The sequence below is a fragment of the Aureimonas sp. SA4125 genome (genome assembly GCF_019973775.1).
Taxonomy (GTDB): Bacteria; Pseudomonadota; Alphaproteobacteria; order Rhizobiales; family Rhizobiaceae; genus Plantimonas.
The window spans coordinates 1,200,866-1,221,285 of sequence record NZ_AP025032.1 but is presented as its reverse complement, the minus strand read 5'-3'; the positions used below and the strand labels follow the sequence as shown (position 1 = coordinate 1,221,285).

Annotated in this window: 21 protein-coding genes; 6 read left to right on the top strand and 15 right to left on the bottom strand. The window is 66.1% G+C overall.

Annotation, left to right across the window (positions count from 1 at the left end; all coding sequences use genetic code 11):
* The first annotated feature begins 47 nt into the window (after positions 1-47).
* Positions 48-1,238: an O-succinylhomoserine sulfhydrylase gene (locus Sa4125_RS05580; RefSeq protein ID WP_224007561.1), complete on the top strand. Its 1,191-nt coding sequence runs from the start codon at positions 48-50 to the stop codon at positions 1,236-1,238.
* Here Sa4125_RS05580 and Sa4125_RS05575 read toward each other — a convergent pair.
* Positions 1,231-1,836: a CDP-alcohol phosphatidyltransferase family protein gene (locus Sa4125_RS05575; protein WP_224004605.1), complete on the bottom strand. Its 606-nt coding sequence runs from the start codon at positions 1,834-1,836 to the stop codon at positions 1,231-1,233. The two genes, Sa4125_RS05580 and Sa4125_RS05575, sit on opposite strands and share 8 nt — an antisense overlap.
* 80 nt (positions 1,837-1,916) lie before the next feature.
* Between Sa4125_RS05575 and apaG the strand changes: the two genes are divergently transcribed.
* The gene (gene apaG, locus Sa4125_RS05570) at positions 1,917-2,342 is read left to right on the top strand and encodes a Co2+/Mg2+ efflux protein ApaG (protein WP_224004603.1); all 426 of its coding nucleotides are present in this window, start codon (positions 1,917-1,919) and stop codon (positions 2,340-2,342) included.
* Between the two features lie 9 nt (positions 2,343-2,351).
* Here the strand turns inward: apaG and Sa4125_RS05565 are convergent, their stop codons facing one another.
* The 3 genes from Sa4125_RS05565 to Sa4125_RS05555 are packed head-to-tail and all read right to left on the bottom strand — an operon-like array spanning position 2,352 to position 5,522.
* The gene (locus Sa4125_RS05565; RefSeq protein ID WP_224004601.1) at positions 2,352-3,386 is read right to left on the bottom strand and encodes an Hsp33 family molecular chaperone; all 1,035 of its coding nucleotides are present in this window, start codon (positions 3,384-3,386) and stop codon (positions 2,352-2,354) included.
* Entirely contained in the window at positions 3,379-4,314 is a 936-nt protein-coding gene (gene argF, locus Sa4125_RS05560; protein ID WP_224004599.1) for an ornithine carbamoyltransferase, read from the bottom strand. The genes Sa4125_RS05565 and argF overlap by 8 nt, the downstream gene beginning before the upstream one ends.
* Positions 4,311-5,522 carry an aspartate aminotransferase family protein gene (locus Sa4125_RS05555; RefSeq protein ID WP_224004598.1) on the bottom strand — a complete coding sequence of 404 codons (1,212 nt, stop codon included), beginning with the start codon at positions 5,520-5,522 and terminating at the stop codon, positions 4,311-4,313. Before Sa4125_RS05555 ends, argF begins: the two co-directional genes overlap by 4 nt.
* Positions 5,523-5,981: 459 nt before the next feature.
* On the opposite strand from Sa4125_RS05555, the gene Sa4125_RS05550 reads away from it, so the two are divergent.
* On the top strand, positions 5,982-6,542 hold the full coding sequence (locus Sa4125_RS05550) for a GcrA family cell cycle regulator (protein WP_224004596.1): 561 nt from the start codon (positions 5,982-5,984) through the stop codon (positions 6,540-6,542).
* A gap of 108 nt (positions 6,543-6,650) precedes the next feature.
* Here Sa4125_RS05550 and Sa4125_RS05545 read toward each other — a convergent pair whose 3' ends face one another.
* The 9 genes from Sa4125_RS05545 to Sa4125_RS05505 all read right to left on the bottom strand — a co-directional run bounded on the left by Sa4125_RS05545 (position 6,651) and on the right by Sa4125_RS05505 (position 16,189).
* On the bottom strand, positions 6,651-7,142 hold the full coding sequence (locus tag Sa4125_RS05545; RefSeq protein WP_224004594.1) for a hypothetical protein: 492 nt from the start codon (positions 7,140-7,142) through the stop codon (positions 6,651-6,653).
* Positions 7,143-7,227: 85 nt separating this feature from the next.
* A complete protein-coding gene (phoB, locus tag Sa4125_RS05540) occupies positions 7,228-7,986 on the bottom strand; it encodes a phosphate regulon transcriptional regulator PhoB (RefSeq protein ID WP_224004592.1) in 759 nt (252 codons plus the stop codon).
* A 4-nt stretch (positions 7,987-7,990) separates the two neighbouring features.
* Positions 7,991-8,734: a phosphate signaling complex protein PhoU gene (phoU, locus tag Sa4125_RS05535; RefSeq protein WP_224004590.1), complete on the bottom strand. Its 744-nt coding sequence runs from the start codon at positions 8,732-8,734 to the stop codon at positions 7,991-7,993.
* A 94-nt stretch (positions 8,735-8,828) separates the two neighbouring features.
* Positions 8,829-9,638 (bottom strand): phosphate ABC transporter ATP-binding protein PstB, encoded by an 810-nt coding sequence (gene pstB, locus Sa4125_RS05530; RefSeq protein WP_275967464.1) that lies wholly within the window; start codon positions 9,636-9,638, stop codon positions 8,829-8,831.
* A gap of 18 nt (positions 9,639-9,656) precedes the next feature.
* Entirely contained in the window at positions 9,657-10,955 is a 1,299-nt protein-coding gene (gene pstA / locus Sa4125_RS05525) for a phosphate ABC transporter permease PstA (protein WP_224004587.1), read from the bottom strand.
* Positions 10,948-12,324: a phosphate ABC transporter permease subunit PstC gene (gene pstC / locus Sa4125_RS05520; RefSeq protein WP_345944335.1), complete on the bottom strand. Its 1,377-nt coding sequence runs from the start codon at positions 12,322-12,324 to the stop codon at positions 10,948-10,950. The genes pstA and pstC overlap by 8 nt, the downstream gene beginning before the upstream one ends.
* 78 nt (positions 12,325-12,402) lie before the next feature.
* The gene (locus Sa4125_RS05515; protein ID WP_224004582.1) at positions 12,403-13,440 is read right to left on the bottom strand and encodes a substrate-binding domain-containing protein; all 1,038 of its coding nucleotides are present in this window, start codon (positions 13,438-13,440) and stop codon (positions 12,403-12,405) included.
* Positions 13,441-13,615: 175 nt separating this feature from the next.
* Entirely contained in the window at positions 13,616-14,947 is a 1,332-nt protein-coding gene (locus Sa4125_RS05510) for an ATP-binding protein (RefSeq protein WP_224004579.1), read from the bottom strand.
* Between the two features lie 129 nt (positions 14,948-15,076).
* Complete coding sequence (locus tag Sa4125_RS05505; protein ID WP_224004576.1) at positions 15,077-16,189, bottom strand: hypothetical protein; 1,113 nt, start codon at positions 16,187-16,189, stop codon at positions 15,077-15,079.
* Between the two features lie 423 nt (positions 16,190-16,612).
* Between Sa4125_RS05505 and Sa4125_RS05500 the strand changes: the two genes are divergently transcribed.
* Positions 16,613-17,398, top strand: a complete 786-nt coding sequence (locus Sa4125_RS05500) for an SDR family oxidoreductase (RefSeq protein WP_224004572.1) — start codon at positions 16,613-16,615, stop codon at positions 17,396-17,398.
* A gap of 101 nt (positions 17,399-17,499) precedes the next feature.
* Here the strand turns inward: Sa4125_RS05500 and Sa4125_RS05495 are convergent, their stop codons facing one another.
* Positions 17,500-18,204, bottom strand: coding sequence for a DUF1013 domain-containing protein (locus Sa4125_RS05495; RefSeq protein ID WP_224004569.1), 705 nt, complete (start codon positions 18,202-18,204; stop codon positions 17,500-17,502).
* Between Sa4125_RS05495 and Sa4125_RS24155 the strand changes: the two genes are divergently transcribed.
* The gene (locus Sa4125_RS24155; protein ID WP_267461358.1) at positions 18,203-18,337 is read left to right on the top strand and encodes a hypothetical protein; all 135 of its coding nucleotides are present in this window, start codon (positions 18,203-18,205) and stop codon (positions 18,335-18,337) included. The genes Sa4125_RS05495 and Sa4125_RS24155 overlap by 2 nt on opposite strands.
* Positions 18,338-18,434: 97 nt before the next feature.
* Here the strand turns inward: Sa4125_RS24155 and Sa4125_RS05490 are convergent, their stop codons facing one another.
* On the bottom strand, positions 18,435-19,442 hold the full coding sequence (locus Sa4125_RS05490; RefSeq protein ID WP_224004566.1) for an NAD(P)H-quinone oxidoreductase: 1,008 nt from the start codon (positions 19,440-19,442) through the stop codon (positions 18,435-18,437).
* A gap of 410 nt (positions 19,443-19,852) precedes the next feature.
* Between Sa4125_RS05490 and Sa4125_RS05485 the strand changes: the two genes are divergently transcribed.
* Complete coding sequence (locus tag Sa4125_RS05485; RefSeq protein ID WP_224004563.1) at positions 19,853-20,377, top strand: DUF1465 family protein; 525 nt, start codon at positions 19,853-19,855, stop codon at positions 20,375-20,377.
* The last annotated feature ends 43 nt before the right edge of the window (positions 20,378-20,420 follow it).

Genomic DNA, 20,420 nt, shown 5'->3' with positions numbered 1-20,420 from the left:
TTTTTATGGCCGATCCCGCCAGCCGGGACGGCGGAAAGCGGGATGCCATGTTGAAGAAGAACGAACGGACGCTGCGACCGGCGACGGCCATGGTCCATGGCGGCACGGTCCGCTCCGGTTTCGGCGAGACCTCCGAGGCGCTGTTCCTGACGCAAGGGTTCGTCTATGCGAGCGCCGAGGCTGCCGAGGCGCGCTTCAAGGGCGAGGAGCCCGGCTTCATCTATTCGCGCTACGGCAATCCGACGACGCGCATGTTCGAGGAGCGGATGATGGCGCTGGAAGGCGCCGAGGACGCCCGCGCCACCGCCTCCGGCATGGCGGCGGTCGCCGCCGCGCTGCAGTGCCAGGTGAAGGCCGGCGACCATATCGTCTCCTCGCGCGCGCTGTTCGGCTCCTGCCGCTACGTCGTCGAGACCATGCTCGGGCGCGCCGGCGTCACGTCGACCTTCGTCGATGGCCGCGACCTCGCCGCCTGGCGCGCCGCGGTCCGCCCGGAGACGAAGGTTTTCTTCATGGAGACGCCGACCAACCCGACGCTCGAGATCGTCGACATCGCGGCCGTCGCCAAGATCGCGCATGAGGTCGGCGCGGTGGTCGTTGTCGACAACGTGTTCGCCACGCCGATGCAGCAGAAGCCGCTGGAACTTGGCGCCGACGTCGTCGTCTATTCCGCGACCAAGCATATCGACGGCCAGGGTCGGTGCCTCGGCGGTGTCATCCTGTCCAGCAAGGAGTGGATCGACAAGAACCTGCACGAGTACTTTCGGCACACCGGCCCGTCGCTCTCCCCCTTCAACGCCTGGACGCTGCTGAAAGGCCTGGAGACGCTGCCGCTGCGCGTCGCCTGCCAGACCAGGAACGCCGGCACCGTCGCCGACCACCTCGCCTCTTCGCCGCTCGTGGCAAAAGTGCTCTATCCCGGCCGCGCCGACCATCCGGACGCCGCGATCATCGCCAAGCAGATGACCGGCGGCTCGACCCTCGTCGCCTTCGAACTCGCCGGCGGCAAGGAAGCCGCGTTCCGCTTCTCCAACGCCCTCGAAATCGTCAAGATCTCCAACAATCTCGGCGATGCGAAAAGCCTCGTCACCCATCCCGCGACGACGACGCACAAGAACCTCGCGCCGGAAGTCCGGGCCGAGCTCGGCATTTCCGACGGCCTCCTGCGCCTGTCGCTCGGTCTCGAGGACATCGACGACCTCCTCGAGGACATCGACGGCGCCCTCGCCGCTATCTGAAGACGCGGGTGGCCAGTGCGATGCGGCTGAAGCAGGTGACGAAGCAGAGCGCGGCGAAGACATAGGCGAGGATGCCGAACCATGCGGGAAAGAGGCAGGCGAGAACGAAGACGAGAAGCGTCTCGCCCGCCTCGGCGAGGCCCGTGGTGAAGTACAGCGATTTCGGTCCGCGCGCCGCCGCGACGAGCTTGCGCTTCTCGGCCATCAGGGCGAAGGCGAGGAAGCTCGCGCCGTTGGCGTAGAAGCTCATCAGAAGAACGGTCGCCGGCAGCGCGTTCGCTGCGGGGTCGGCGACAGCGAAGCCGAGCGGGATCGCGCCGTAGAAGATGAAGTCGAGGACGATGTCGAGATAGCCGCCGAGATCGGTCGGCCGCGTCTGGCGTGCCAGGGCACCGTCGAGGCCGTCGGCAAGCCGCGAGGCGAGGATCAGGCCGAGCCCGAGACCGAAGGCGTTGAGGCCGATCGCCAGCGCCGCGCCGAGCCCGAGCACGAAGCCCGCCACCGTCACCGCGTCGGCACTGAAGCCGGCCCGGTGCAGTTGCCGCGCCAGTGCGTCGAGCGCCGGATCGAGGCGTGCCTTCACGCTTCCGTCGAGCATCCTCTTCTCCCTGCCTGCCCCAACGCGCACCGGCCGATGCTTCGCATTGACCCGAGCCCGCCCGTTGGCGATAACGGCGCATGAAAACCGATCCCCACCAGCCTCAGCCCGAAGGCGACTATACGGCGACGACGCGCCATATCACCGTTTCGGTGACGCCGGTCTATCTCGAGCATCAATCGATGCCGGAAGCCGGGCGCTGGGTCTTCGCCTACAAGGTGGCGATCGAAAACGGCAGCCGCGATACCGTCCAGTTGAGGTCGCGCTACTGGCACATCACCGACGGCAACGGCCATGTCGAGGAAGTCCGCGGCCCGGGCGTCGTCGGCGAGGAGCCGGTGCTCTCGCCCGGCGACAGCTTCAGCTACACCTCCGGCTGCCCCCTGCCGACGCCATCGGGCATCATGCGCGGGCACTATGTCATGGAGACCGCCGGCGGCCGCATCTTCGAGGTCGAGATCCCGGCATTTTCGCTCGACGCACCGGAGAAACGGCTGCTGAACTGAGCGTAAATGTCAGCCCTTGGCGAATTCGTCCGGCGAGAACACGTAGCTCTCGCTGCAGAATTCGCAGGTGACCTCGATCTTGCCGTCCTCGACGCTTTCCGCGATCTCGGTGGCGGAGAAGTTCGAGAGGACCGCCTTGATCCTCTCGCGCGAGCAGCTGCAGTCGTCCTCGACGGGCGTCGGGGGAAAGACGCGCACGCCGCGCTCGTGGAAAAGGCGGAAGAGCAGCCGTTCGACGCCGACTTCGGGATCGGCGAGTTCCGACGCGTGGACGGTCTCGACCAGTGCCTTGACCTCGGTCCAGGCGTCGTCCGGCTCGAAACCCAAGCCATCCTCGGCGCCCTCCGGGGCGTCGCCGCCGGGAAGGTCGGGCAGGCGCATGCGCTCGGACGCCTCGGGCAGGAACTGCGCGATCAGGCCGCCGGCGCGCCAGGATTCGCGAAATCCTCCGTCGCCGCGCCGGGCGATGCGGGCGACGGCCAGCCGGACAGTCGTCGGGATCTGTTCGGACTGGCGGAAATAGCCCTCCGCGACCTTTTCGAGCGACGCGCCTTCGAGCGCGACGATGCCCTGGTAGCGCTGGCTGTGGCCGCCCTGGTCGACGGTGAGCGCCATGGTGCCGTTGCCCAGCATGGTCTCGGGATCGGTCTGGCCGGCGGCCTCGGCCTCAGCGACGCGTTCGGCATCGAAGCGGGCATAGGCGCGCACGCTGGAGGGCGTGGTGAAGTCGACGACGAGGAGATCGACGGGGCCGTCTGTCTGCGTCTGCGCGATGAACTTGCCGTCGAACTTCAGCGACGTCCCGAGGAGGACGGTGAGGACGATCATCTCGGCGAGGAGGCGCGCGACCGGTTCGGGATAATCGTGCCGGCCGAGAATGGCGTCGAGCATGGCGCCGAGCTGCACCGCACGGCCGCGCGCATCGAGATTCTCGACGGCGAAGGGCACGACCGCATCATCGCCGGCAAAGCCGAACTCGCCGAGATGGCGCCCGAGTCCGGCACTGCCGGTCTCGGCGCCGAGACCGCTGTCCGGATCAGCCATGCTGACCGGCCTCGCCAAAGCACCAGGCCAGGATCGACTTCTGCGCGTGCAGCCGGTTCTCGGCCTCGTCGAAGACGACCGACTGCGGACCGTCGATGACGCCGTCGGTGACTTCCTCGCCGCGATGCGCCGGCAGGCAGTGCATGAAGAGCGCGTCGGGGGCGGCATGCGCCATCAGCCGCTCGTTCACCTGGAACGGCGCAAAGACGTTGTGGCCGCGGGCGAAATCCTCGCGGCCCATCGACACCCAGGTATCGGTGACGACGCAGTCGGCGCCGGTGACGGCCTCGACGGGGTCGAAGGTCGTCAGGATCTGGCCGCCCTCGCTGCGGGCCCGCGCGATACGCCCGGCGTCGGGCTCGGAGCCCTCGGGCGTCGCGATGCGCAAGGCGAAGCCGAAGCGGCTCGACGCCTCGATCAGCGAGTTCAGGACGTTGTTGCCGTCGCCGCTCCAGGCGAAGGTCTTGCCGGCGACGGGTCCACACTTCTCCTCGAAGGTCATGACATCGGCCATGATCTGGCAGGGATGTGTGTCGTCGGTGAGGCCGTTGATCACGGGGACGGTCGCATTCTCCGCCATTTCCAGGAGCCGGTCGTGCGAGGTCGTGCGGATCATGATGGCGTCGACATAGCGCGACAGGACGCGCGCCGTGTCGGCGATCGTCTCGGAGCGGCCGAGCTGCATCTCCGTACCGGAAAGGAACAGCGTCTCGCCGCCAAGCTGGCGCATCGCCACGTCGAAGGAGACGCGCGTGCGGGTGGAGGGCTTGTCGAAGATCATCGCCAGCACCCGGCCCTGCAGCGGCCGCGGCCCGTCGCGGCCGAGGCCCTTGCGGGCGACGGCATCGTCGAGAATGCTGCGCAGCGAAGCCGCCGGCATGTCCGCGATGTCGATGAAATGCTTCGGGGCTTGCGTCGCCCCGCTCATGCCGACTTCCTCGCGGCGCCCAGCGACAATGACGACACCGCCTGCTCGATCCGATCGATCGCCTCGCGCACCTCGTCGGCCGATATGATCAGCGGCGGCAGGATGCGGAGTACGTTGTCGCCAGCCGGCACGGTGAGGACGCCGTGATTGCGCAGCTCAGTCAGGAGCACGGTGTTCGGGACCTTCGCCTTCATGCCGAGCAGCAGGCCCTCGCCGCGAATATCCTCGATGACGTCGGGGTAGCGGTCGGCGAGCGAGGCCAGCGACTGCTTGAAGCGCAGCGACATGTCACGGACATGCTCCAGGAAACCCTCCGCCAGAACGACGTCGAGCACGGCGTTGCCGACGGCCATGGCCAGCGGATTGCCGCCGTAGGTGGTGCCGTGCGTTCCCGCCGTCATGCCGCGCGCCGCCTCTTCCGTCGCCAGGCAGACGCCGAGCGGGAAACCGCCGCCGATGCCCTTGGCGACGGCCATGATGTCGGGTGCAGCGCCGGAATGCTCATAGGCGAAGAGCTTGCCGGTGCGGCCGACTCCCGTCTGTACCTCGTCGTAGATCAGAAGGATGCCCTCGGCATCGCAGAGCTCGCGCAGGCCGCGCAGGCACTGCGGCGGCACCGAGCGGATGCCGCCCTCGCCCTGGATCGGCTCGATCACGATCGCCGCCGTCTCCGGCCCGATCGCGGCCTTCAAGGCAGCGTGGTCGCCGAACGTCACCTGGTCGAAGCCGTCGACCTTCGGGCCGAAACCTTCGAGATATTTCGCCTGGCCGCCGGCGGCGATGGTCGCCAGCGTCCGGCCGTGGAAGGCGCCGGTGAAGCTGAGGATGCGGAAGCGCTCGGGATTGCCGTTGACGAAATGGTAGCGCCGCGCGGTCTTGAAGGCGCATTCGAGCGCCTCCGCACCGGAATTGGTGAAGAAGGCCTTGTCGGCGAAGGTCGCCGCCGTTAGCCGCGCGCCGAGGCGCTCCTGCCCCGGAATCTCGTAGAGATTGGAGGTGTGCCAGAGCTTTTCGGCCTGATGCTTCAGTGTCGCCACGAGATGGGGATGGGCATGGCCGAGCGCGTTGACGGCAATGCCCGCTCCGAGATCCAGAAAGCGCTGCCCCTCCTCCGTCACCAGCCAGACGCCCTCGCCTCGCTCGAAGCGCAGGGGCGCGCGGGCGTAGGTCGAGAACAGGGGTGAAACGGGAGCGGAATCGTTCGGCATGACAGGAACTCGCTGTGTGCCCGGCGGGCGGTATCCGAAGGCTCGAGGTGATTTCCGGGGCCCCGGAAATGCTGAAAGCCTGCCGCAGGGGCAGGCTTCGATCGGCGGCCGATGATGCATTGCGTGGCCTTGAGCTATACCACGCGCCCCGGCGAGCTTGTCAATCGATACGGGTGGCAGGCTTTTCCAGAGAGCGCGCTATGCTCATGACGGCCCCACTGACAAGCGTTTTTCGCGATCGAACCCTGACAAACTTCCGCGGTATCTGGGGAAAAGCGACATTTCGATTCCACACGCTCCCCGCGACTCTTGTCACCGAGTCACGCGATAGGGTAAATTTCCTTCAGATACTAGATTTCGTGCGGCAGGCCCTAATCTACCAATATATGTTGTACCCCTTTCCAACCATGGTTGGAAGCCGGGGAGGGATTCTGCCGTAGCACAGAATAGGAGCTCGTGATGGGCTGGACGGAAGAAAGAGTGGATCTCTTGATCAAACTCTGGACCGAGGGGCTGAGCGCGAGCCAGATCGCCGGACAACTCGGCGGCGTCACCCGCAACGCGGTCATCGGCAAGGTTCACCGCCTGAAGCTCGAGGGACGGGCGAAAGCGCATGTATCCGCGCAGGAGCAGGCGCAGCCGAAGGTCGCGGCCGCCGCGGTGGTGGAATCGGTCGTCGAAATGGAGATGCCGGCTCGCCTCGTCTCGATGCAGTCCGCTCCCCGCATCATGCGCTCGAGCGGCGGCGGGTCGCACGGCGCCACGGCCCTGAAGATGGAAGAAGAGATCGACGCCGTGGCCGAGCAGCCCCGGCCGCTCGTCTCGGCCGAGGTCGTGCCGATCTCGCGCAACCTGACCCTCGTCCAGTTGAACGAGCGGACCTGCAAGTGGCCGCTGGGCGATCCGCTGTCGCCGGAGTTCCGCTTCTGCGGCAACCACTCCAACGACGCCTCGCCCTACTGCCTCTACCACGCCAAGATCGCGTTTCAGCCGGTCTCCGAGCGTCGACGCGTTCGCTAAGCGACAAGCGCTGCCGGATGAGGCGGCGCATTGCCGGACCAAGCGGCGCTCCAGCGTTCGGATGCGGCCCAGAGGTCACTGCGGCAGAGGCGATGGGTCCGGTTGAACCTATGGGCGCCAGGGACTCGGCGTTCCGTCGACGTTCATGCCGTCGAGCACCTGCTTCACGATGCTGGCGGCGCGCTGGTCGAGAACATAGCCGGCTATCGTCGGATCCACCTGCAGCGGCAGGTATTTCTTGTCTTTCAGGATCTGCTCGGCTTCCGGAGAGCGCGGGAACGCGACAATCTCGTCTCCGAGCCAGACAAGCTGCACGTCCGACGTCACCGGAAAACCCGCCTTCGCCATCATGACGCTCGGACTGAGCTGGGAGATCTCGATCTTCCGCTCGATCTGCGCGGCACGATCGACGACGGTGTCGACCTTCCGGTTGAGCGATGCCGTCTCCGCGATCAGGGTGCCGAGCTGATCGCTCTGCTTGCCCTGCTCGGTGAACAGCTCGTTCTGACCTGTGAACGCAAAAATGGTGAATGTCGCGATGAGCGCGGATGCCGCCAGATTGACGGATCCAAGACCAATCTCCCATTTGCTCTCTGCCATGGGAGTCTCCGGGGCCAGCCCGCAGTATGCGCCGTTTCCAGGCAATTGCGAGGGCGTCCGGACGGCCGCCTTGCAGGCGAGAGCGCTACTCCGCCGCGCTGTCGCGCGCCCCTGCCACCGCTGGCATGCCCGGCCGTACCGCCTTCGCGCTGGCGGAAAAGTTCTCGTCGAGGGCGTAGCCGGCGCCACGGACGGTGCGGATCGGGTCGCGCTGGCGGCCGCGGTTGATCGCCTTGCGCAGGCGCCCGACATGGACGTCGACGGTGCGCTCGTCGACATAGATGTCGCGGCCCCAGACGCCGTCGAGCAATTGCTCGCGCGAGAAGACGCGCCCGGGCGACTGCATGAAGAATTCCAGCAGCTTGAATTCCGTCGGTCCGAGCTTCACCTCGCGACCGAGACGGCGGACGCGGTGGGTTTCGCGGTCGAGATCGATGTCGCCGGCATTCAGGAGGGTCGAGATCTTCTCCGGCCGCACGCGCCGCAGCATGGCGCGCACCCGTGCCATCAGTTCCGGTGTCGAGAAGGGCTTCACGACATAGTCGTCAGCACCGACCGACAGGCCCCTCACCCGCTCGGATTCCTCGCCGCGCGCGGTCAGCATGATGATCGGCAGGCGCTCGGTCTCCGGCCGCGTGCGCAGCCGCCGGCAGAGCTCGACGCCGGAAAGGCCCGGCAGCATCCAGTCGAGGATCAGGAGGTCGGGGACGATCTCCTTCAGGCGGATGTCGGCCTCGTCGCCGCGCGCGATGGTGTCGACGATGTAGCCTTCCGCCTCGAGATTGTAGCGCAGGAGGACGGAGAGCGCCTCCTCGTCCTCGACAACGGCGATCCGCGCATTCATGCCATTATTCCCCTGCGCCGCCCGGCGCCGGCGCGCTGCCGGGCAGTTCGATGGTCATCGACGCCGTCGTGTCGTTCTTCGGGCGGTCGGCTTCCATCTGCTGGCCGGTCTTGATGTAGAAGATCGTCTCGGCAATGTTGGTGGCGTGATCGCCGATCCGCTCGATGTTCTTGGCGCTGAACAGGAGATGCGTGCAGGCGGTGATGTTGCGCGGATCCTCCATCATATAGGTCAGGAGTTCGCGGAAGATCGAGGTGTACATCGCGTCGATGTCCTCGTCGGCATCGCGGATCGTCTGGGCGCGCAGGTGATCGCGCGACGCGTAGGCGTCGAGCACTTCCTTCAGCTGTTCGATCGCCAGTTCCGACAGATGCTCGATGCCGCGCACCAGCTTGATCGGCTGCTGGTGCTCGTGCACGGCGATGACTCGCTTGGCGATGTTCTTGCCGAGATCGCCGATGCGCTCGAGATCGCTGGAGATGCGGATGGCCCCGACGATCTCGCGCAGGTCCTGCGCCATCGGCTGGCGCTTGGCGATGGTCATGATGGCGCGCTCGTCGAGTTCGCGCTGGGCAGCGTCGAGGAGCATGTCATCGGCCACGACCGACTGCGCCAGGCCCCAGTCGCTGTTGATCAGCGCCGCAACGGAACGCTCGACCATGCGCTCGGCCTGGCCTCCCATTTCGGAGATCCGGCGCACGATGAACTTCAGTTCGTCGTCGTAGGATGAGACGATATGTTCGTCCATGTGTGGTCTCCCGGTTCTCTCGGTCAAAGCCGCGGCCTCGCGACCGCCCGCCCGTCCCGTCTGTTGTTCGTGGGTGCGCTGGTGCCTGGCCGGCTCAGCCGAAGCGGCCGGTGATGTAGTCCTGGGTGCGCTTGTCGTCGGGGTTCTGGAACATCTTCTCGGTCGGCCCGACCTCGGCGATGTTGCCCAGATGGAACATCGCCGTCACCTGGCTGACGCGCGCCGCCTGCTGCATCGAGTGGGTGACGATGACGATGGTGTAGTTCTGCTTCAACTCGTCGATCAGTTCCTCGACCTTGGCGGTGGCGATCGGGTCGAGCGCCGAGCAGGGCTCGTCCATCAGGATCACCTCGGGCGAGACGGCGATTGCGCGGGCGATGCAGAGACGCTGCTGCTGGCCGCCGGAAAGGCCGGTGCCCGCCTCGTCGAGCCGATCCTTGACCTCCTCATAGAGGCCGGCGCGGCGCAGGCTGGTGATGACGATCTCCTCGAGGTCCGCCTTGGACTTCGCCAGGCCGTGGATGCGCGGGCCGTAGGAGACGTTCTCGAAGATCGACTTCGGGAAGGGATTGGGTTTCTGGAACACCATGCCGACGCGGGCCCGCAGTTCGACCACGTCGATCGAGGGATCGTAGATGTCGTCGCCGTCGAGGGTGATGTTGCCGGTCACTTTGGCCGACGACACCGTATCGTTCATGCGGTTGAGGCAGCGCAGGAAGGTCGACTTGCCGCAACCGGACGGACCGATCAGGGCCGTGACCTGGTTTTCCAAGACGTCGAGGCTGACACCGAACAGCGCTTGCTTGGCGCCGTAATGGACGGAGACGTTCTCGCCCTTCATCTTCACGGGACGGTTCGTATTCACGGCAGGACCCTTATTGAGCGTCGCTTGAAAGTTTTCCATCATACTGGATCCGCCCGTTTACCAGCGCCGCTCGAAGCGGCGGCGAAGAATGATTGCGATGATGTTCATGAAGGAGAGAACGACGAGAAGGACGCAGATCGCAGCGCTCGTCCGGGCGACGAAACCACGTTCCGGGCTGTCGAACCAGATGAAGATCTGGGTCGGCAGGGTGGTCGAGGCCTCCAGCATCGAGTCCGGCGCAGAAGTGATGAAGGCGTTCATGCCGATGAGCAGCAGCGGCGCGGTTTCACCGAGGGCCTGAGCCAGGCCGATGATGACGCCGGTCATGATGCCCGGCAGCGCGAGCGGCAGGACGTGATGGCCGATCACCTGCATCTCCGAGGCGCCGATGCCGCGAGCCGCCTCGCGGATCGACGGGGGAACCGCCTTCAGCGCGTTGCGGGTGGTGATGATGATGGTCGGCAGCGTCATGATCGCCAGAACCAGACCGCCGACGAGCGGGGCCGATCGCGGCATGCCGAAGAAGCCGAGGAACAAAGCAAGGCCGAGCAGACCGAACACGATCGAGGGCACGGCCGCCAGATTGTTCACGTTGATCTCGATGAAATCGGTGAACTTGTTCTTCGGGGCGTATTCCTCGAGGTAGACGGCGGCTCCGACGCCGATGGGAACGCTGACGCAGAGACAGACGATGAGGAGGTAGAAGGTGCCGACGAGGCCGCCCCGCAGACCGGCGAGTTCCGGAAAGCGGCTGTCGGCGTTGTTGATGAGGCCCCAGTCGAGCACCGAGCGCACCCGGTCCTGCTGCTGCAGTTCCTCGAACCGATCGATCTGACCGTCGTTGAGCGGCCGGCGATTTTCCGGCGTCGAGGCGAGGATGATGCCCTCGTACAACTGCTCATAGGCGTCGGACACAGGGACCCAGATCGGCACCACGGTTCCCGGTGCCGCACTGGTCGCCGCCATGGCGTCGCGGATCCAGTACTGGGCGCCGTTGCTCAGCATCGACGTCAGTCGCCGAAGCTCGGCCCGGTCGCGTTCTGCGGCAGGAAACAGGGCGGCAACGGCATTGTCGACCACGGTTCCGTAGTTGGCGGTCGGCGCGCCGGGTCCGCCCTCGGGAACCGTGATGTCGAGGAGGATCTGCGTCTGCGTCCAGGCCGGGAGCGACGTGGAGATGACGGAGGAGACCAGCACGCCGAGCATGGTCAGGGCGAAGACGATCGCGGCGATCCCGTAGATCTTCAGGCGCCGCTGCGCGCTCTTGCGTCCGGCGAGACCCGCCCTGATGCGGGACCGGGTCGTCTCCCTCGCGGTCGGGGTGGCGAGTCGGTCGGTCAAAGGAATGTCAGTCATACTGTTCCCGATACTTCTTGACGATCTGGATAGCCACGAGGTTGAGGAGGAGCGTCGCGAGGAACAGCGTCAGGCCGAGACCGAAAGCGGCGAGCGTCTTCGGATTGTCGAACTCGGTGTCGCCGGTCAGGAGCGCCACGATCTGCACGGTCACCGTCGTGACGCCGTCGAGCGGGTTGGCGGTGAGGTTTGCGGTCAGGCCGGCGGCCATGACGACGATCATCGTCTCGCCGATGGCGCGCGTCGTGGCGAGGATGACGCCGCCGACGATGCCGGGAAGCGCGGCCGGCAGGAGAACGCGGGTGATCGTCTCGGCCTTGTTCGCGCCCAGACCCAGGGAACCGTCGCGCAGGGCCTGCGGCACGGCCGTGATGGCGTCGTCGGAGAGCGAGGAGATGAAGGGGATCAGCATCACTCCCATCACCAGACCCGGCACGATCGCCGCCGTCGGCGACATCTGGATGCCGGCGGACCCGGCCCAATCGCGTAGCAGGGGCGAGACGACCAGCACCGCGAAGAAGCCGTAGACGATGGTCGGAATGCCGGCGAGCAGCTCGATCAGCGGCTTGACGACGTTGCGCACCCGCGGCGAAGCGAATTCGGCCATGTAGATCGCCGCGAAAAGACCGACGGGCAGCGCGACGAACATCGCCGTCAGCGCGATGGTCAGGGTTCCCATGAACACCGGAATGGCACCGAAAGCCCCGGTGGAGCCCACCTGATCGGCACGGATCGCGATCTGCGGGTCCCACTTCGTCCCGAAGAAGAATTCCAGCGGCGAGACGCGCGAGAAGAATTGGATGCCCTCGAACAGGAGGGACATGAGAATGCCCAGCGTGGCGAAGATCGACAGCGACGCGCAGAAGAGCAGGAGACCACGCATGATCATCTCGGAGAGATTGCGCGCCCGGAAGCGAACGGCGATCCGCGAGATCAGAAAGGCGACGACGGCCACGGCGACCACGATGATGACCGCCGGAAGGGCCCAGCGCGAAAACGCCGCGGCCTCGTTCAGGCGCTCGGCCGCCACGAGGATGGCGGGATCGGGCGTCCCGAAAGTGGCGCCGGAGGCGGCCTGCTGAACCTGGCTGACCAGAAGGCTGACCTGGGCCGGAAGCGCTCCGTCCAGCATGGTCGAAGGCAGCGCGGCGACGATGATGGCCTTGAGGACCGACTGCTCCAGGAAGAGCCACAGAAAGATGATGACATAGCTCGGCACCAGGATCGCGAGCGCGACGAGATAGCCGTGATAGCTGGGGAGGGAGTGCAGTTTCGTGCCGAGAACCGGGGCGAGCGCCTTGGCCTTCGACTTGGCGACGAGGTAGCCCACGACCGCAAGGATCAGGGGGATCAGAAGGGTCAGCGACAGGCTCACATGCGGTCTCCCACGAAATCCCGCCAGCCGCGAAGCGACTGACGGGACGTTGAACGACGAAGAGGCTTCGGCTTAGGAAGCCGGAGACGTCATCGCGGTCGAGTTGGTGACGGCGTCGCGAACCTTGGCGGCTTCCTCGGCGCTGAGCGGGACGAGACCGCGCTCCTCGAGATAGCCACCCGTGCCGATCGCGCCTTCGCTGACATATTCGGTCAGGAACTCGTTGAGGCCCGGGATCGCCGTGCGGTGGTCGTTCTTGACGTAGATGAAGAGCGGACGCGACACGGCGTATTCGCCTGACTTCACGGTCTCTTCGCTCGGCTTGACGCCGGCGATCGAGGCACCCTTCAGCTTGTCCTGGTTCTCATAGAGGAAGGAGTAGCCGAAGATGCCGAAGGCCTTGGCATCGGCAGCCAGACGCTGAACGATCAGGTTGTCGTTCTCGCCGGCTTCGACGAACTTGCCGTCGGTGCGCATGCGCTCGCAGACTTCCGCCTTCTTCTCTTTCTCGAGCGCCTCGATCGCGGCGAATTCACCACAACCTTCGACCATCACGAGCTCGACCCAGGCGTCGCGGGTGCCGGAGGTCGGCGGCGGGCCGTAGACGAGGATCGGCTCGGCGGGCAGCGAGGCGTCGATCTCGTTCCAGGCGTTGTAGGGGTTGGCGACGATCTTGCCGTCGACTTCGACTTCGGCGGCGAGCGCCTGGAAGAGCTGGGCCTTGGTGATGTCCATGTCCGGCCCGCCCTGGGCGCTCGACAGCGACAGCGCGTCGTAGCCGAGGAGGATCTCGGTGACGTTGGTCACGCCGTTCTTGGCGCAGAGATCGAATTCGGACTTCTTCATAGCGCGCGAGGCGCCGGTCAAGTCCGGGGTCTGGGCGCCGATGCCGCCGCAGAAGATCTGCATGCCGCCGCCGGTACCGGTCGACTCGACGACCGGGGACTTGAAAGAGGCGGTGTTGGCGAAGCGCTCGGCAACCGCCTGGCTGTACGGGAAGACCGTCGACGAGCCGACGACCTGGATGTTGTCGCGGCTCTGCGCATGGGCCTGGCCCACGAGCGCAAGGGCGGTGCCGAGCGCGAGGCCAGCGATGGTGCGAATGGTCACGGGGATTTCTCCTTGAGGAGTTTCGTGGATCGAACCGGAAAGGCGCGCCGTCTCTCGAAGTCGGCTGCGGTTCACGGGTTGGTGTAGACCCGTTGCACGAAGTCTCTATGACAGTCTGATTGCAGTTTTATGACAGTCTAACCCACTGATTTTTTTCAAATCGAGAATCGCGGCGTCAGTGGATGTCCTTGACCGGGAAGCGTGCGGTGAAGGTCGATCCCTGCCCCACCACGGAGTGGACGAGAAGCCGCGCGCGGTGGCGCACGAGGATGTTGCGCACGATCGAAAGCCCGAGGCCGGTCCCCTTTCGCGCGCGTGAGCCGGCGGTTTCGACACGGTAGAATCGCTCCGTCAGGCGCGGCACGTGCTCGGCCGCGATGCCCGCCCCGAAATCAGAGACGGAAGCTTCCACGAAGGCGCCATCGCGTCCGCGGGTTCGTTTCAGCGTCATCACCACGCGCTTGCCGCCCTCGCCATACTTGCAGGCGTTCTCGACGAGATTGGAGAAGACCTGCAGCAGCTCGTCGCGATCGCCGGCAACGATGTGGGCGCCGGGCTCGGCCTCGATTTCGATCGACAGGGCGCTTTCGCCTGCCAACGGCTCCAGCGCCTCGCGCACTTCCCGAAGGATTTCGGCGAGGTCGACCCTCCCCTCCACCGCCACATGCCGCTTCATCTCGATGCGCGACAGCGACAGGAGGTCGTCGATCAGCCGCGACATGCGCGCGGCCTGGTCGCGCATGATGTCGAGAAAGCGCGCCCTGGCGACGGCGTCGTCCCGGGCCGCGCCCTGCAGCGTCTCGATGAAGCCGATCAGCGAGGCGAGCGGCGTGCGCAGCTCGTGGCTGGCATTGGCGACGAAGTCGGTGCGCATGCGCTCGATCCGGCGCTCGGCCGTGCGGTCGCGGAAGAGCAGCAGGAAGAAGGAGGGGCGCTCGCCCTGTGAGGCGGGAATGGGAAGAATGTCGACGGACCAGAACCGGTCGGAGGACCGGCCCTCGACGAAGTCGGCGCTGCCGGTCTTCCTGTCGGCGACGGAGGCCTCGATCGCCGCCAGAAGCTCGGGAGAGCGGAAACGCAGGGATATCGCGTCACCGAGCGTCATGTTGCCGAAGGCGCGTTCCGAGACGCCGTTGCGAAAGCGCAAGAGGAGGTTGCGGTCGATGACGAAGGCCGGCTCGAGCATGGCCTCGACCACCGCCTTGGTGCCGGCATCCGGCCACAGGGGAGACTGGCGGCGGCGGATTTCGTCGCTGGCGCGCATCCGTCGGACACTCCGACGCGGCACGAAGCAGATCGCCATCATCAGGAAGAAGCCCGCGAGCACCGGCTGCCAGGACGGCAGATCGACGGCCATCGCGAAGCCGAAACCGAGGATGCCGGCAAGGGCGACCCTTCGGAGCGAGACCGTGCGGCGCGGCCCGTCCGTCTCTTCGCTGGAATGGGCGCCGCCCGGACCGGAGGGGGCCGGGCTGGAGGGCGCCGGGCTGGAAGGGATCGTCGTCAAGAATACTCCGGCTTGGCAGGCCCGGCTTCCGTCCGCTCCTCGGGGCGCGACGAGGGCGCTGGGCGGGGCAAGGGTGGCGATGGGAATCGAGCATCTGCCAGCATGACAGGCGAATGCTGCGTTCGCATGTCAGTTGCGGGCACCGCTTTGCAGGCGCACCGAATAGAGGTCGAGATTGCCGGTCTCGGCGCCGAGCTGCGGATCGATGGCCAGCACCCCTGCGGCCGAGGCAGCGGCCGGCACGGCCATGTCGAAGACGAAGGTCTCGCTTGCCTGCTCCGTCCGGAAACGCTGGCGCCCGCAGGCGGTCTCTTCGCCGAAGAGGCAGCGGATGCCGAATTCGCGGGCGTTGCCGTCGGACGAGCCGGCGACGACCTCGACCCTCACGCTGCGACCCTTGATCGTGCTGACGACGCCCGGACCAATGGCGACGTTGATCTCGCCCCCCTTTGCCGCGGGCGCAAGACGCACGGCCGGCAGGTCTTTGACGGTGACGCCGTCGACCGTGCCGCCGGACGGCGTCGATATGACGTCGAGCTGCCGGCCGTCGAAGATGTTGATCCACTCGGCGGCCGGGGTGCCGGCCGCATCCGTGGCTGCCGCACTCCCAGCGGCGGCACGCTGTTCGAACGGGGCGAAAATCGCGCCGTAAAGGACATAGATCACCGCGAGGAGGGCGAGGAGAGCGGCCAGCGCCAGCACACCCGGCAGCCCCAGACGCCCTTTGCTTTTCGGGAGGGCCCGCCAGGAGCCTCCGGCCTTGGGCGACCAGGCGATGCCGGAGCCCGCCTCGCTGGCATCGGGGGACGGGCGCGCCGCCGCTGGCCGGCCGTCGTCATCGGGGACTTCCGCAGCGAGCACGTCGCCCTGCTGCCCGTTCGCCCAGAACAGCGGGACGCCGTCGCCGGCCTGCGCTGCGTCCTCGCTTTCGGCGATGAAGCGTTCTTCCTCCTGCCGGTGGATCGGCTCATGTTGCAACGCGGCAGCATCGCCCGGCTCCTCGAATGCTTCGCCGACATGCTCGGGCTCGCCGACGGGCTCGAAATAGTCGGCCTCGATCCTGTTGATCGTCTCGGCAAGGAGCACCCGGCGGGCATAGGCCGTCTCTTCGTCGGCCGGCGTATCCCGCAGCAGCCGCTCGAGCGCGCGTTCGGATGCCGAGTAGATCGAATCGCGAAACTGCGGGTCCCGCGCGTCGCCCGCCTCGAGCGCGCGCCGAAGGCTCTTTTCCATCGCGCTCATCGTATTCTCCAAATGCAACCAATTCGAAAGTTACCGTATATGCACCATCAGCGTAAGTGATCGATGCAATGAGCCACAATCCTTCCACATCTGCGATCCGCATCTTTCCGCAGCCCTTTCATTATCAGGTGTGCGGATCAAAAAACCTGTGGTTCGGTGCATGGCGGCGGGCGGACAGGCGGCCGCCTGCACTTGGCGAGCCGGCCGAGCCGAACCGGCTCTCCCTCCCTCTATTCCAGAGACCTGACGGCGGACGGCAATCCCTTCTTGAGCGTCTCCGCGGGAGCCACCCATTTGTCGGACAGCCGACCGTCGTCGACGGCGCATGAGCGCCGTAGGCTGCCGTCACGGGTCATGGCTGATTTTCCCGGCATGCTCTGATACTGCCTGCCGCATCCAGCAGAGTGATGAAGGGAATTCCAGATGAGACTGAGCGGCAAGATTGCGATCGTCACGGGTGGCGCCAAGGGTATCGGGCGGGCGATCGCCGAGCGCTATCTGGCCGAGGGCGCCAGCGTGATGATCGCCGACGTCGACGCGGCGGCTGGAGAGAAGACCGTCGACGATCTCGGCGACAAGGGCACGATCGCCTTCACGGCGACCGACGTCTCCGACGCGACGGCCGTCGCGCGGCTTGTCGCTTCCTGCCAGGCGCGGTTTTCGGCGATCGACATCCTCGTCAACAATGCCGGCATCGTCCACAAGGCGGATTTTCTCGACCTCGAGGAAGCCGACTTCGACCGCGTTCTCCGCGTCAACCTGAAAGGCGCCTTCCTCTGCGGCCAGGCGGTCGCCCGCCACATGGTGCAGTCGGTGAAGCGCGGCGGGCCGGCCGGCACCATCGTCAACATGTCCTCGGTGAACGCGGTCTTCGCCCTGCCCGACCAGGTCGGCTATTCCGTTTCCAAGGGCGGCCTCAATCAGTTGACCAAGACCATGGCCCTGTCGCTCGCCCCCTATGGCATCCGCGTCAACGCGATCGGCCCCGGCTCGATCATGACCGATCTCCTGGCGGCCGTCGCCAGCGACAAGGGCGCCGAGGCCCGCATCCTGTCGCGCACCCCGCTCGGGCGCATCGGCGATCCCGCGGAGATCGCCGCGGTCGCGACCTTCCTTGCCTCGGACGATGCGAGCTATGTCACCGGCCAGACGATCTATGCCGACGGCGGCCGGCTCGGCCTGAACTACACCGTGCCCGTCAAGCCGTAGGTTCTCGGGCGCACCTCTCGCCCGGCGCGACAAACGAAAAGGCCGACCGCTATGGCGGCCGGCCTTTTCGATGTGCAGGCGGATTCAGGCGCCGATGTCGATCAGCGCTGTTCGTCCTCGTCGGCATCGACGTCGGCCTGGGTGCGCTTCATCGCTGTCAGCTTGGCGAAGACGGCGGCGGCATCGAGCTCGCCGTCCTCGGACTCGGTCCGGCCGCGGTAGTTCTGGGTCTGCGCCGCCGAGAGCAGGCGCTCTTCCTCCGCGACCTCCTCCAGGCGCGGCATGCCGCGCGACGCCTTCTCGATCTCCATGTCGAGGTCGATCTGCGAGCAGAGGCCGAGCGTCACCGGATCCATCGGCTGGAGATTGGCCGAGTTCCAGTGCGAGCGTTCGCGGATCTGCTGGATGGTGTTCTTGGTCGTGCCCACCAGCCGCGAGATCTGCGGATCCTTCAGTTCCGGATGGTTGCGCACCAGCCAGAGGATGGCGTTCGGGCGATCGTGGCGCTTCGACACGGGCGTGTAGCGCGGTCCCTTGCGCTTGGCCTCGGGCACGCGGACCTTGGGAAGCGACAGCTTCAGACGGTACTTCTCGTCCCCCTCGCCGCGGGAAATCTCCTCGCGCGTCAGCTGGCCGGTCATGATCGGGTCCATGCCCTTGATCCCCTGTGCCGATTCGCCGTCGGCGATGGCCTTGATCTCGAGCGGATGCAGCGTGCAGAAATCCGCGACCTGTTCGAACGACAGGGACGTGTTGTCGACCAGCCAGACGGCGGTCGCCTTGGGCATCAAAAGTTGCTGGGCCATGAAGACAGTCCTCCGGGTCGCCTCCCCGGCTCGCGCCGGAAACAGGCTGTGGATCGCACCACAAATTCTGGAAATCGACCTCTTTATAAGGGTTGCGCGTTTAGACCGCAAGGAAATCGCGGCATTCGCCTGAGTTTACCGCCGCTCTTCACACATAATGCGAGAAATTCCCGCCGGTTGCCGGCCGTGCGATTCGCACCTCGGCGCTTTCGATGGCATGACATTTTCCGTTAGCCGGCGAAGTAGCGCGTCGTCAGGATGATCTTGCCGATATGGTCGTCATCCATGTGCCGATGCGCTTCGGCCGCGTTCTCCAGAGGATAGATCGTGTCGATCAGCGGACGGATGCTGCCGTCGGCGAGAAGCGGCCAGACCTTTTCCTCCAGCGCGCGCGCGATGGAGGCCTTGAACGCCACCGAGCGCGCCCGCAGCGTCGATCCGGTGAGGGTCAGGCGCTTCATCATGATCGGCTGCAGATCGATCTCGACCGCCTGGCCCCTGAGGAAGGCGATCTGGACGATCCGGCCATCCTCGGCCGCGACGGCCAGATTGCGGGCTGTGTAGTCGCCGCCGACCATGTCGAGCGTGACGTCGATGCCTTGGCCCCCGGTGGCCGCCTTGATCGCCTCGACAAAATCCTCGTCGCGGTAGTTGATCGCATGGTGCGCGCCGAGCTTCAGCGATGCTGCGCATTTCTCGGGGCTGCCGACGGTGACGTAGACCTCGGCGCCGAAACTCCTGGCAAGCTGGATCGCCGTCGTCCCGATGCCGGACGTGCCGCCGTGGACGAGAAAGCGCTCGCCGGCGACTAGACCACCGCGCTGGAAGACATTGTGCCAGACGGTGAAGAAAGTCTCCGGAACGCCTGCCGCCTCGACGAGGCTGAGGCCCTCGGGCACGGGCAGGGCATTTTCCTCGGCGACCGCGGCATAGTCCGCATAGCCGCCACCCGGGAGAAGGGCCATCACCCTGTCCCCCAGCGCAAAGCGGCTGCCCCCCTCACCCAGCGCCGCGACCCGGCCGGCGACCTCCAGGCCCGGCCAGTCCGGCGCGCCCTTTGGCGCGGGATAGGCACCCATTCGCTGCAGGACGTCGGGCCGGTTGACGCCGGCAGCATGCACCTCGATCAGGATCTGGCCCGGCGCCGGTCGCGGCCGCGGCCGCGCTTCGGGTACCAGGACCTCCGGTCCGCCGGCGCCCCGGAGCACCACGGCTGTCATCGTGTCAGGGAGCTGCATCGTTCATCCTTTTTCGGTACGGACGGGCTGAGATAGGGCACGACATCCGCAGCGACATCCTTCGTCGGCACCGGTCGCTGTGCAGGATCTGGTGGCGGCCTGTCGGCAAGCATCGTTAACGCGGGATTAAGGATGTTGGCGTTTACTGGGGATATCCAGTTTTCTGGTTAGACACGGATGGCTCTCCATCCTGTCGGACACCTCCCTGTTTAACTTCAGAGCCGCCTTTTCGCGGCTCTTTTTTTGCCCGAAGCATGGATTGCGAGCGAACCGAAAATGCTTAACCTGCGTTAACCAAGCTCGCGAAGGTGGCTTGCCATTCAGCGGCGTGACGAGCAGTTTCCACTGACGGTCGTCTACGGCATTGCCGATTCCGGTCCGTTTCTCGAATCCAGTCTGGTGAGCCGTCCATGACCACGAACAGTTTCGACCATGTCGACGATCAACGGACCATTCGGCTGGCGGAACACATGGCCTTCTCGCGGTCGTTCCAGCCGCTTTTCAACGAAGGCATGACGCTCGTCGACGAGACGGCCGTTTATCTCGACGGTGACGGTCGGAGCGACTGCAAGGCGCTGTCGCGTGCCGCCGCGACGCTCTACGCCGCCGAATCGATGAGGCTGACGACCCGGCTGATGCAGGTCGCCTCCTGGCTTCTCCTGCAGCGCGCCGCCAATCAGGGTGACATGACGCGGGCGCAGGTCGAGATCGAAAAGGTGAAGGTTCGGCTCGAAGGCGTCGGCTCGGGCCGCGACACGCCCCTCTTCCACGAACTGCCTGAAATCTTCCGTTCGCTTGTCGAGCGTGCCCTGAAGCTCGAGCGGCGCATCGCGATGCTCGACCGCGAGATCTACGGCGCCTACCCGGCCTCTGACGAGACCGTCAATCCGGTCGGCGAGCAGCTCAACCTCCTGCGCACCGCCTTCCAGGCCTGACACCGCCGCGGACGGGCGCGGTCCCAAGCCGACGGCCGAGATC